This window comes from Acinetobacter tandoii DSM 14970 = CIP 107469 (assembly GCF_000400735.1).
GTDB classification, from domain to species: domain Bacteria; phylum Pseudomonadota; class Gammaproteobacteria; order Pseudomonadales; family Moraxellaceae; genus Acinetobacter; species Acinetobacter tandoii.
The window spans coordinates 253,616-267,000 of the sequence record NZ_KE007366.1; the positions used below are offsets into that span (position 1 = coordinate 253,616).

Below are 13,385 nucleotides of genomic sequence, written 5' to 3' on the forward strand. Positions count from 1 at the left end.
ATCCAACACTACTTTTATGGCTTGATATAAGAAAATTGTTATAGAATCTATTTGAACATATGAAATGTGTGACTATCTGATTAATTTACACACCAATTCTTGGCGACTATTTACATTTAATTTCTGATAAATATGTTGGACATACGTTTTTATGGTCGACAAACTACAATTGAGTTTTTGCGAAATTTGAATGGCTTCCAAATTTGTAAATAATTCTTCTAAAACCACAATTTCTTTTTTAGTTAATTGATATTGATCCATAATTTTATCTCTATTAATCATGTCGACATGATGATGAAAATGATCAATAGACAATCGATAAAAAGATTCAAATATTTTCTTTTCTTGCTGATTAAATTTGGCTTTGCCTTGTTCCCTAAAAATACTCAAACCAAAGATCAGTTTTCCATCACGTTTTCTGAAGAAAAATTCAGCAGTATCTTCAACTTGCCAACGCTGCATAAAATTTACAAATATTTCGTTAGGTTGATGCTCGCCCAGAAGCGCAATGTTCTGATGACCATGATAAAAGTGCCGAAAGCTCACTGGATCATATTCAATTTTTCCATTTAAATATTCGTCGATTGCACTTTTTGATATGCCATCTTGCTCAAAATCATAAGCATGTTGAATATTATCGGTTTTATAAGTCAAAAAACCATCTATAGGTGAAACATGCTGAATCTGAGCAATAAAGTTCTGACTAAATTGCTGAATAAAATCACGATTGAACATAAATTTTCATCATCCTTTTGAAAATTTAATAGCGTCGATAGATCAATGAAATTGGCTTCCTGCCAATATATAGCCTTACTGATGTCAATTTTAAAACATCAATTCTATATAATAAGTTATGGCTTCAATATGCTTCATATCCAAGCCATCCACCTAATGCATCAGTAAGACCGATGAATCTGTTTACTTGATTATTGAGAAATATGGATCGCTTGTTTATGCGTAAACAATAATAAGCCATTTAAACCAAATGAATATCCGAGGCCAGACATTTTCCAACCACCAAACTCAGCTGCTGGAGAGACATCCGAATGACTGTTAATCCAAACTGTACCCGTCTCAAGTTTACTGGCTATTTCTTGTGCACGATCAAGGTCTTTGCTCCACACTGAACCACCTAAACCAAATTCACTGTTATTGGCACGTTCAATTACAGTGTCTACATCACTAAACTTAATGATTGGTAATACAGGACCAAATTGTTCTTCATCAACCAAAGGCATACCTTCTTTGACATTGGTTATAAGCGTAGGTGGAATAAAATAGCCATGCTCACTTAATTTTTTCGCCTCTGTGATAATCTGACCACCTTGCGCCACAGCATCTTCAATCATGCCTTTTACTTTGTGGTATTGAACATGATTTTGAATTGGGCCAAATGTTGTCGTTGAATCTAATCCATTGCCAACCACTTGTGCATTCGCGATTTGGGTCAATTTTTGTGTTAATGCATCATAAACATTTTCATGTACATATAGACGCTTTAATGCTGCACAGGTTTGCCCCATATTTAAGAATGCTGAACCAAAGATTTTCTCGGCCGCTGTATCCACATCAACATCGTCTAAAACAATTCCGACATCATTACCACCTAATTCAAGCACGACACTCTTTAAGGTATTTACGGAATGCTTCAGGATACTTTGACCTGTCCGAGTAGATCCCGTAAATGTTACCTTGTCTACATCACTGTGTTCACTGAGTGCCTGACCTACATCACCCTTTCCTAAGACAATATTGCATACACCCTTAGGTAAATGGCGGTTAATAATTTCGACCAGTTTAATGGTACTGAGAGGTGTAAACTCAGACGGTTTATTCACCACCGTATTTTTGGTTTTTAATGCTGGGAAGAAATGCCAAATAGCAATCATAAATGGCCAGTTCCAAGGCGTAATTGAAGCCACAACACCTAATGGGCGGTTATAAACTTTAATCGTTTTGCCACTTGGGTCTGTAATGGTTTCTACAGGAACTTCTAGACTGGTAATATATTGAATCCAATTTGCCCCTGCTTCGACCTCAAACTGAGACAAAGCCAGTGGTTTACCTTGTTCAATAGTAATCAGTTTTGCAATTTCTTCACTTTCTGCACGAATATCTTGTGCAATTTTCAGGAAACTTTCATTTATTGTCTCATCTGAAACATGTTGCCATGTTTTAAACGCTGTACGCGCCGCATGCACAGCTTGATCTACTTGGTCCACCGTGGCACTGTTAATTTTGGCAATGGTTTCCTCTGTTGCTGGATTTAGTACCGCAAAAGGCTCGCCTTGACCTACTACCGTTTTACCATTAAACAACATGTTGCTATTCATCTGATTCATATCCATATTGATGTTCTTTTGCATGAAGTTTATCGCTGATAATTATTTATAAACTCATCCTTTAGGATGATTTTAACGTAACTTAATAGAAAAACAATACAATTAATTTTTTTATTTTTTAATTTGGTATCGTTATTTTTCAATGTAATTTTACATTTATTTTAGTAAAAATAAGATGCCTATCAACATTTCATCTCAAAATATAATACCGTGAGATTATGCTTTATACATGGCTTCTCGGTATCCAACTCGACAGATTTTCCAGATAAATACTCGCAGCAATCTCCGACTTTACAGTTATGCCTATGTCTTCCGAGATATTTAATAGAATGCTTTTATTACTTATTTTTATTTGACATTCTGCTTAGTTGAATGGAAGTATGCATTCAATAAAATCTTGAATGTTAAAAAAGGAACAACTAAAACTTAAATTATATTTTTAGTTGGGTTATCTGATTTTGAGCGAGCAATTTAGACCAATCCTGATGCTAAAGCGCAAAACACATTGCTCAAAAGTATGAAAATAGAATAGCACCTTAAACCGTATTTAAGTAAAAAATACCAATCTCAATTTGGGCATTGCATGAATAATCTTCAGGAGCAAGCCTTTTTTTAATCCATTTCAATATGCTACTAAAACCAAACATAGCTTACTAAATATTGATGATCTCTATAAAAGTATTTTTCCAACTCCCATCATCTTTCCTTGAATTATTTACTTCCTTTTTTGCACTGTTAAGCAAAAACTTAAAAATAAAAAACCCTGACATAGTCAGGGTTTTTTGAATTTGGCGGAAGCGGTGAGATTCGAACTCACGGAGGACTCACACCCTCGTCGGTTTTCAAGACCGGTGCATTAAACCGCTCTGCCACGCTTCCAATGGCGGCTATCATATAAATATTTTTCTACCTTGGCAAATACTTTTGCATATTTTTCTATTCAATTGCACAAAATAAAATCAAAACACCTGATTAAAGCATGATTTCTGGCTTTTCATAACGGATTGTATTGATATACCATGTCTTTTTTCCTGAGGGAGTCATGACTTCAACCTCATCATCCACTTGTTTGGAAAGTAATGCACGTGCCATAGGTGAATCTATGGAAATATGTTGCGGATGATGATCATAAATTTCATCGACACCGACTATGCGCAGTTGTTTTCGCTCACCTTGTTCATTTTCAATTTCGACCCATGCACCAAAGTAAACTTTGCCTTCTTGCTCAGGAGCAAAGTCAACAATTCTTAACTCTTCTAACCTTTTTCCGAGGTAACGGACACGGCGGTCAATTTTTCTTAACAGCTGTTTATTATACTGGTAGTCAGCATTTTCACTACGATCACCAAGACTCGCTGCCCAGTTCACTTTTTTGGTAATTTCTGGACGTTCTTCACGCCATAAATGCTGAAGTTCGGCCACCAATTTATCGTGCCCAGAACGTGTAATTAAGTTAGATTTCATATTGCAAATTGACTTTTCAAGGTACGAAATAGATACATTTTTAAGCTATTTTATGCCCATTTTCACCACAACAAAAGAGTATAAAAATAATTTATTAATTAAATTAGATAGTTATGTTACATTTTTCACTATTTTTTATACTAAATTTGACAATCTAAATTTCCGACTTTATTATGCCTTCATCTTTTGTTTAGTGTAATTTTTAACCTATGTGGTTTTTGACTGCATAATTTCATTTTTTCCCATGTCATTTTGAATGACGTCCATGACTGCCCACCCCTTATTGAATTTATCAAACTTGTAAAAGTTTAAGGCCTCGTTTGCTTTGGATTTTTTGGGCATAAATTACTTGTAGCGGAGACAACATGCACAGTAGTTCATCTTCTGGGTCGAGGCTTAGCCTTAACTCATTAACTTTCTCTCTCCCTTTAAAAGCCTTAGCACTCACCGTCGCCTTAATTCCTTTTCATACGATTAACGCGAGCAAGGCTTACCAATATGACGCTGTTGTCAATAACAACAAACTCACAGTGGTTGGTGTAGAAAATCCATCGACTGTTTTTAAAGATGGGCAGTATTTACATGGCTTTGGTTATGACCTTGCACGTAATTATGCTGACAGTATGAATGTTGAACTGGTGTTTACTACAGTTCCTGATGATGCAACAGCATTAAAATTGGTTGATCAAGGTAAAGCGAACTTTGCCATTACCACAACAAGCATTCAAAACATTGAAAGTAAAAAGCTAACCTCGTTTTCAGCCACCTGTGGTGATTTGTATAGCCTGCAGAAAAATGGCTTAAATACACAACTAAGTTGGGTATTTAAACACGCCGATGACCCCTTGACTCAGACTGCCAGTGGCTTTGTCTGCCAAGGCAAACAATCAGGTTCGATCAGCCAATTGGCTTCTTTTTATAATCGTAATGTCGTGCAAGCCGAGTCATGGGATTCTATTGAACGTGACCTGACCAAACGTATGCCGATTTATAAAGCCAGCTTTCAGCGTACTGCTGAGAAATACGACCTCGATTGGCATTTCTTAGCGGCTATTGGCTATCAAGAATCGTACTTAAAACCCGATTCAATTTCGCCCACAGGTGTGCGTGGCATTATGATGCTGACCAACAGCACAGCTAAAGCGATGGGTGTGAGTAATCGTACCGATCCTGCACAAAGTATTCAGGGTGGTGCAAAGTACTACGACCTGATGCTGAGCAAGTTTGAGGAAGTTCCTTATCCAGATCGTAACTGGTATGCCTTAGTTGCCTATAACATGGGACCAGGAGCCGTAGATCAGATTCAGAAACGTATCAGTGCTCAAGGCAAAGATCCGAATAACTGGGTGAACCTATATAGTTATTTAGATGGTAATAAAGCCCAAAATGGTCGCTATCGCCAAGCCGTACAATATGTCACGCGTATTCGTTCTTATTTGGAATACATCAAAAATACGCCTCAACTGGTGAATATATAAATAGTCATTAATTGAAGCAAAAAAAAGCTTACCCTAGGGTAAGCTTTTTTTTGAAAAATCTTAAGCGGTGTGCTCAAGTACTTTCTTAAATAAATCTTTTTGCTCTTGGCTTGGTTTAGCAGTTTGTAACGCCATCAACTGAGACATGTCTCCTTGCACTTTAATTTTTCCAGTCATGAATGCTTGCATTGCAGCAGCCATATCAAACTCTAGAAAAACTTTACGTAAAGTTTCTGCGTCCATATTGAGTGTAGTTTTGGCATTTGAAGACAAACCTTTCAAGATTTTGCCGCCATCTAACGCCAATTCGGTATTACCACTTGTATCTGTCACCACCAAGTTAATGGCCAAATTTGCCAAAGCAGGTGGCAAATTCAAATCCCCTGCTTGCGCAGTCAAAGTTTCTACAGTTGAAAACCAATCATCAGTTAAAAAGGCCGGCATGATGTTTCCTCAAATTTATTTGTTCATTTTGTGTCACCTATCCAGACGACATCATTGTGAAGCTAAAATACGCTTGCTGATTGTTATAGCATGTATATCCGATATGTGCCTAAAGTTTTTTGCACGTACCGTTCATATTTTATATTTCTTATACAAAACTTATCAAAATCATTCACATAAAAAAAACACCAATCATAGATTGGTGTTTTGCATTGGCTTAAATGACGAAATTATTCTGCGGCAAAGCCAAGATTCACCATATTAATACGTTTGTTTCCAGATTCAGCTTCAGTCGAACAACTTTCGCCTTTGAAGTCGAATTCACGTTGCGAATCCAGCACTTCAAAATCAAACAATTCACGATCGGCTAACTGAGATGGTGAAACGTTCTGTAATGCACCAAAAATACTGTGTAAGCGCTTCGGATGCTCTTTGTCCCATGCACGCAACATGTCATTAATAATGGCACGCTGTAAGTTTTCCTGCGAACCACACAAGTTACACGGAATAATTGGGAATTTACGCATTTCCGCATATTTAATAATGTCTTTCTCTTCCACATAAGCCAGTGGACGAATCAACATATTCTTCTTATCTGTAGATAACAATTTTGGTGGCATTGCTTTTAAGCTGCCGCCATGGAACAAGTTTAGAAAAAACGTCGCTAAGATATCATCACGGTGATGCCCTAGTGCCACTTTGGTTGCACCAATCTCTTGTGCAAAGCCATACAAAGAGCCACGGCGTAAACGCGAACACACCGCACAGTAAGTTTTGCCTTCTGGGGTTAACTTTTTAGTGATGCTGTAAGTGTCTTTTTCCAAAATATAGTATGGAATGTTATTTTCTTCTAAATAACGAGGTAGTACATCTTCAGGGAAACCTGGTTGTTTTTGGTCAAGGTTAACCGCAACCACGTCAAAATTAATCGGGGCAATACGTTTAAACTGCAATAAGATATCCAGCAAGGTATAACTGTCTTTACCACCAGAAATGCAGACCATGACCTTATCGCCATCTTCGATCATTTTAAAATCACGAATAGCATGCCCCACTTGGCGGCGAAGTTTCTTTAACAAACGATAGTAGGCAGAGCTGGTTGGGAGTTCTGGCTTGAAATTAAACCCTTGTTCGGACTCAACTGGCGAGTACATAGGCACGATTAACCCATAAATAAAAATACCGCGCAATTTTATATGATTCGTCAGGCAATCGCATCTAAAGAATGTAAATTCTCATGACCAAATCTTATTGTCATTTTTCCTTATTAGAAAAAGGGTAAATTTGAACGTTGCAGTTCATTTTTTATCCCAAATGCTTATCTTTTGGACTTTTCCACAGTTGTCCACAAAAGCTGTGGATAACTTTGTGGATTTCAAAACACTTGACAGGTGATTCTTCCCATAGTTTAAGGCTTCTATTTAAATTGATCATTTTTTGATCAATTTTATTTTATATAAATATCAGTAACTTATCATAGTCAAGCAATCCCGATTAAAAATAAATTAAATTTTTTTTTGATTATTAACTCCGCAATTAAGCTTGATTTTTACGAAGTCATGAAAAATAAAATTCAGTAGCGCTTTTTATCTAAGTATTTTTTGCTAAACTTAACTTGACTGTTTGGGGACAGAAAAATTGATAAAAAATGAAAAATAAATGGCATAACGTTCTAGCTTACCTTCTTGGCTGTGCATCAGTCTTACTCATAAGTCCTGCCTGCATGGCTGGTGAAACCATTTATCAACTGACCGATTCAAATGGTACGACCCTGCTCACCAATAAAAAAAGTAAATATAGCCATTTGAAAGTCGAAAAAAAAACCTATTATCCTGACAGTAATATGCACAGTTACAGCAACTGGGGAAACTCAGAAGCTTCCGTATTGCCTAGCTACAGCCGCAATCGAAATGCGTTTGATAGCATGATTCGCCAAGCCGCTCAAACGCATGGCGTTTCAGAAGGTTTGATTAAAGCCGTAATGCATACTGAATCTGGTTTTAATGTGAATGCTCGATCTCCTGTTGGTGCATTAGGCTTAATGCAACTGATGCCTGCAACAGCAAAACGTTTTAATGTCTCTAATGCTTATGACCCTCAGCAAAATATTATGGGGGGTGCAAAATATTTAAGCTGGTTATTAAAGCGCTTCAATGGTAATACTTCTTTGGCTTTGGCTGCTTATAATGCGGGTGAAGGCAATGTCGACAAATATGGCGGTATCCCCCCATTTAAAGAAACCCAAGACTATGTGCGCCGTGTGAGCAGCCGTTATAGCAATCTGTATTCAGGTGGTCTCATTAGCAGTGGGAGTAGCTCAGGGAAAATCGTCGCCCAGTCTGTAAGTTACAATGTTCCATCAGCACAGGCTGAATCCATTCCAAATCCTTCATCCAGAAGTAGTCAACGTCAGATCATCATTGCAGCCGATGGTAGTTATACAGATGCACCGCGTTCTGGGACTTATTCGACAGAACATGCTTCGGCATCTGCGCGAATCTATTAATAGAAAAATGTTATTTTTAGCGACGAATCGCGTTTTTTCCTTGAATTTTTGCAATATTCACCGCATATTGATCCTTATGATTTATAAGTTATAAATCAGATTATATTTCTATATTAAGAGGATTTTCTCAATGATGCGGATTGGTTTGTTCTTGCTAACCAACCTCGCGGTACTGGTTGTAGCTGGCATTATTTTGTCACTCTTCGGTGTCGGTAGTTACCATGGCGCGGGTGGCTTGAATCTAGGCAACCTTTTAGTCGTCTGTTTCGTGTTTGGTATGGTTGGCTCTTTAGTGTCTCTGTTCATGTCGAAATGGATGGCGAAAAAAACAACTGGCACTGAACTTATTGACCCTAATGCTCCACGTAGCCAAGCAGAAGTTTGGTTGCTACAAACAGTTGCGGAATTGTCTCAACGCGCTGGTATTAATATGCCAGAAGTGGGTATTTTCCCATCTTACCAATCGAATGCCTTTGCAACAGGTTGGAATAAAAATGATGCGCTCGTTGCCGTTTCAACAGGTCTACTAGAGCGTATGAACAAAGATGAATTACGCGCAGTACTGGCTCACGAGATTGGCCACGTTGCCAACGGTGATATGGTCACGCTTGCATTGATTCAAGGTGTTGTCAATGCCTTTGTTATGTTCTTTGCTCGTGTAGTCGGTGATTTCATTGACCGTAATGTTTTCGGTCGTGAAGATGGTGAAGCACCTGGCTTAGCTTACTTCGGTATTACAATTGTTCTTGATATCGTCTTTGGTATTTTAGCTTCTGCCATCGTGATGTGGTTCTCTCGCTACCGTGAATATCGTGCCGATGAAGCGGGTGCACGTTTAGCAGGTAAACAAGCCATGATTTCTGCCCTATTACGTCTTCAAGCAGAATCAGAGCTTCCAGATCAAATGCCAAAAGAAATGAAAGCATTCTCTATTGCGGAAGGTAAAGAACAAGGTTTTAGCTTAGCAGCCTTATTCCAAACTCACCCATCAATTGAACAACGTGTAGCAGCCTTACAACAGTTAGACTGCGCATAAGTTTAAAGATTCAAAAAGCCTCCAATATGGAGGCTTTTTTATTAGATTAATCGGTTTAAGACCAGTTTTGATACCAAGACCATACCGCAGTAAATCCATACCAAGAGGCAACAAGCAGCAAAACTATCACTACCAAACCAATCAAATCTGGAATATGTAGCCATAACCACGCAATTACAGGCTGACGCCAAAAGGCTGAATGTTGCTGTTTCTGTTCTAACTTTTCATGTAAATATGGATGAATTACATGCGTCGTGTCGCTGATCTGATATTCGTCCCGAATATGCTCATGTACGACATCGAGTGCTTTTCGGCTTGGACGAATAAAAATATCAAATAGGGTTCCTACTATAGGAATAAACCCCACTACCAAGTCCATTACTGCCAGTTTATACACTACATTTAATTTATGTTGTGGTACACCAATCTGCTTGGCTTTATACACTGCATAACAGGTTAATGCAAAACCTGCGACATCCCCAGCCACGGGAATAGTCCCCAATGCGGCATCTGCACCTACGCCTTGTTTGGTAAATGGAATTCGAATCACTGAATCCATCAAATTGGCATATTTCGCTAAATCACGCTCTAAACGAATGACTTCTTGCGGTGTTTTTTTTGTAGCTGATGGCTGTGAAGGCATATGCATGTCGATAGGATGATGATTTATCTGTAGCTTAGATCATTTTGATCTTTAAAAAAGTAACAAAGGGTTATTCAATATTCCAGCAAACTGAATAACCGCTGTTCATTGATCTCAATGCTTTTCAGTATAAATATGGATTGTCCTATACAGAAAACGATCAGCAGCTTACAGAACTATAACTGCTGTTGTTTATTTCCAAACATAGAGCGAATCAACACGTAAATGAATGGAATAAAAATCAATACCAAGACTGTCCCGAAAATCACACCGCCTAAGACGCTAATACCTATTTCCTGACGACTTGCCGCCCCAGCACCGAAAGCAAATACCAAAGGAATTACCCCTGCACCAAAAGCCAAAGAAGTCATCAAAATCGGGCGTAAGCGCAAACTCGCCCCTTCCATAGCTGCTTGAATGATGGTAAGACCACGTGTTTGTGCGATAGAAGCAAATTCCACAATCAAAATGGCATTTTTACAGGACAGACCAATCGTGGTGAGTAAGGCTATCTGGAAATAAATGTCATTTGGAAAACCCACAAAATAACTAAAGAGAATATTTCCTCCAATACCTAAAGGAATAGCACTCATCACCGCAGTGGGAATCGTCCAGCTCTCATACAGCGCAGCCAAACATAAAAAGATAAAACCAATCGAAATTAAATATAGCCATAAAGCCTGATGACTGGATTTTTGTTCTTCAAATGAAAGTCCACTCCATGCCAAGTCAATATCAGGCTGCTGCTCCACCAGTTTCTGAATATCGCCCATAGCGACACCAGAGCTAACATTCTTGGCTGTATCAGCTTCCATCTCTAAAGCGGTATAGCCCATAAAGCGTTTCACGACTTCTGGCCCACCGCCCCAATTCACGTTGGCAAAATTGGCAAATGACACCATCTGATTGGTATCATTGCGGACATACCATTGCTGCAAATCTTCAGGTTTGGACCGATATTCGGCATCCCCTTGCATCATCACACGTTTAACCCGCCCACGATCAATGAAATCATTCACATAAGAACCGCCCCATGCTGCCGATAAGGTACTATTAATCGCAGACTGAGATAAACCTAGAGCCAATGCTTGTTTTTGATCAATTTTGACTTGTAATTCAGCTTTATCAGGGTTCGCCTTGTTATCCAGATTTTCAAAGCTCTTATATTGTTCCGCGGCAGTTTGTAACTTTTTAAACTCTGAATCTAAGAATTGACGTCCATTGCCGTTAATATCTCGAATCCAGAACTCTAAACCATCTGTCTGACCTAGCCCACTCACAGATGAAGGCATATTTACCATAATTTTGGCATTACGATTCTGACGGAAATGTTTGATTGCACGTTCACGAATTGCTTGAGCTGAATTGTGTTGACCACTACGTTCGTCCCAATGTTTCAAGGCAATGAAACCTTGCCCTAAATTCTGTCCCGTTCCAGAGTAATTACGCCCATAACGCACCATCACCAAATTGACATTGTCTTTTTCTTGACTCAAGAAATACTGTCGAATTTCCTCACCAACTTCGCGACTTTTGGACAGCGGTGCGCCATTAATCAGCTCAAATTGCACACTTAATATGCCCTGATCTTCACTCGGAATAAAACTGGTGGGCAAAGCACGATAAAACAAGGCAAATACGGCGATTAACGCAGTAAATATCGCCAAACTGATGCGTTTATGGTTTATGGTCAATTGCGCGAGTTTAAGATAGCGTGTTTTTAACTGGTCTAACTTTTGATTGAACCACACCGCCCATTTTTTTTGCTTATTACTGGGCTGCAAAATTAAAGCACATATGGCTGGCGTTAACACCAAAGCCACTATTAAGGAAAGCCCCATGGCAGCCACTAAAGTGATGGAAAACTGACGGTAAATTACCCCAGTTGATCCACCAAAAAATGCCATCGGAATAAAGACTGCGGTAAGCACCAAAGTAATCCCAATTAAAGCGCCACTAATTTCCTGCATGGATTCAACAGCAGCATCTTTGGCAGATAAATGCTGTTCATGCATCAGACGCTCTACATTTTCAACCACCACAATCGCATCATCGACCAATAACCCGATGGCTAAAACCAAAGCAAATAGGGTTAAGGTATTAATGCTCATGCCTAAAACATACAGAATTGCCATGGTGCCCAAAATCACCACGGGTACAGTAATGGTGGGAATTAAAGTAGCGCGCCAATTCTGTAAAAACAGGAACATGACAATCACCACCAAAATGACTGCTTCAAGCAGCGTTTTGACAACTTCCTTAATCGACTCTTGTACAAAGGGTGTATTATCTCGCGGATAAACAATTTTATAGCCCGCAGGTAATTTACTAGATAAGTGCTCAACTTCGGCCTTAATCAATGCAGAAGTTGCTAGGGCATTTGCTCCAGATGACAACGAAATCCCCATCCCCGCTGATGCAAAACCATTGATGGTGTTAAAGGATTGATAGTTTTCCGCACCAAGTTCAATACGCGCCACATCTTTTAAATAGACAAAACTACCATCACGGTTTGATTTCACAATGATCTGCTCAAATTCAGGCACTGTTTTGAGGCGTGATCCAGATGTGACTTTAGCATTTAGATATTGATTTTCAACTGTAGGTAAATCACCAATCCCCCCAGCAGCCACTTGAGTATTCTGCGCCTCTATTGCAGTCCTAATGTCTGATGGCATTAAATTATATTGCTTTAATTTTGTAGGATTGAGCCAAATACGCATCGCATATTGCGAACCAAATACATCGACCTCGCCCACCCCTTCAATACGGGCAATATCTTGTTCCAAATGAGTCATCATATAGTCAGACAACTCAATATTGTCACTACGACCAGAAGCATCGTACAAACCAATCACCATATGGGTATCCCCCAGTGATTTATAGACATTTACGCCTTGGCGCTGTACATCTTCTGGTAATCGGCTGACGACACCATTAATTGCATTCTGAACTTGTACCTGCGCCGTGTCTGGATCTGTACCGTTTTCAAAACTGATGCTAATTCGGCTACGCCCAGAAGAATCACTACTGGAACTAAAATATAAAAGGTGATCGATCCCTTTGATTTGTTGTTCTAAAATTTGTGTAACGCTTTCTTCCATGGTTTCGGCAGATGCACCAGTATAACTTGCACTTACAGTAATTCTTGGTGGCGCAATATCGGGATAACGTTCTACCGGCAAATTTAGAACGGCAAAAAGCCCCAAAGCCATCACAATAATTGCAAGTACACCCGCGAAAATGGGACGTTGTATAAAAAACTTAGACAACATAGGTCTGCGCCACTAATCAAGAAGAAGTAAAAAGGAAGATTCGAAAAACTAGCAAATTTATGTTGATATTCAATGACTCAACTTTAAAACACAATCATTATTAACATAGTTACGGATTTATTGTTCAATTATGGAGGAATTGTGAAGAGGTCATATTCAATCCCTCTCAAATTAATCTATGAGGACCAGAGCCAATC

At 38.8% G+C, this 13,385-nt stretch carries 10 protein-coding genes and 1 tRNA gene; 3 read left to right on the top strand and 8 right to left on the bottom strand.

The window, feature by feature from the left end; genetic code table 11:
- Positions 1 to 72: 72 nt before the first annotated feature.
- From I593_RS07755 to greB, 4 genes are all read right to left on the bottom strand, one after another.
- On the bottom strand, positions 73 to 735 hold the full coding sequence (locus tag I593_RS07755; protein WP_016167014.1) for a helix-turn-helix transcriptional regulator: 663 nt from the start codon (positions 733 to 735) through the stop codon (positions 73 to 75).
- A 191-nt stretch (positions 736 to 926) separates the two neighbouring features.
- Positions 927 to 2,333, bottom strand: coding sequence for an aldehyde dehydrogenase family protein (locus I593_RS07760; protein ID WP_016167015.1), 1,407 nt, complete (start codon positions 2,331 to 2,333; stop codon positions 927 to 929).
- A 798-nt stretch (positions 2,334 to 3,131) separates the two neighbouring features.
- Positions 3,132 to 3,221 (bottom strand) — tRNA-Ser (locus I593_RS07765).
- Positions 3,222 to 3,314: 93 nt separating this feature from the next.
- A complete protein-coding gene (greB, locus tag I593_RS07770) occupies positions 3,315 to 3,806 on the bottom strand; it encodes a transcription elongation factor GreB (RefSeq protein WP_016167016.1) in 492 nt (163 codons plus the stop codon).
- A gap of 365 nt (positions 3,807 to 4,171) precedes the next feature.
- Here greB and I593_RS07775 point away from each other — a divergent pair, with 365 nt between their 5' ends.
- Positions 4,172 to 5,284, top strand: a complete 1,113-nt coding sequence (locus I593_RS07775) for a transglycosylase SLT domain-containing protein (RefSeq protein ID WP_016167017.1) — start codon at positions 4,172 to 4,174, stop codon at positions 5,282 to 5,284.
- A gap of 60 nt (positions 5,285 to 5,344) precedes the next feature.
- Here I593_RS07775 and I593_RS07780 read toward each other — a convergent pair whose 3' ends face one another.
- Both I593_RS07780 and ttcA read right to left on the bottom strand, forming a co-directional pair.
- Positions 5,345 to 5,728 (bottom strand): SCP2 sterol-binding domain-containing protein, encoded by a 384-nt coding sequence (locus I593_RS07780; protein ID WP_016167018.1) that lies wholly within the window; start codon positions 5,726 to 5,728, stop codon positions 5,345 to 5,347.
- 230 nt (positions 5,729 to 5,958) lie between these two features.
- Positions 5,959 to 6,882, bottom strand: a complete 924-nt coding sequence (gene ttcA / locus I593_RS07785; RefSeq protein WP_016167019.1) for a tRNA 2-thiocytidine(32) synthetase TtcA — start codon at positions 6,880 to 6,882, stop codon at positions 5,959 to 5,961.
- A 494-nt stretch (positions 6,883 to 7,376) separates the two neighbouring features.
- Here ttcA and I593_RS07790 point away from each other — a divergent pair, with 494 nt between their 5' ends.
- Both I593_RS07790 and htpX read left to right on the top strand, forming a co-directional pair.
- A complete protein-coding gene (locus I593_RS07790) occupies positions 7,377 to 8,234 on the top strand; it encodes a lytic transglycosylase domain-containing protein (protein ID WP_026440858.1) in 858 nt (285 codons plus the stop codon).
- A 130-nt stretch (positions 8,235 to 8,364) separates the two neighbouring features.
- A complete protein-coding gene (gene htpX / locus I593_RS07795) occupies positions 8,365 to 9,270 on the top strand; it encodes a protease HtpX (protein WP_016167021.1) in 906 nt (301 codons plus the stop codon).
- A 55-nt stretch (positions 9,271 to 9,325) separates the two neighbouring features.
- Here htpX and I593_RS07800 read toward each other — a convergent pair whose 3' ends face one another.
- Both I593_RS07800 and I593_RS07805 read right to left on the bottom strand, forming a co-directional pair.
- Positions 9,326 to 9,913, bottom strand: a complete 588-nt coding sequence (locus tag I593_RS07800) for a DUF4112 domain-containing protein (RefSeq protein ID WP_026440857.1) — start codon at positions 9,911 to 9,913, stop codon at positions 9,326 to 9,328.
- A 176-nt stretch (positions 9,914 to 10,089) separates the two neighbouring features.
- Complete coding sequence (locus I593_RS07805) at positions 10,090 to 13,188, bottom strand: multidrug efflux RND transporter permease subunit (RefSeq protein WP_016167023.1); 3,099 nt, start codon at positions 13,186 to 13,188, stop codon at positions 10,090 to 10,092.
- Positions 13,189 to 13,385 lie beyond the last annotated feature (197 nt).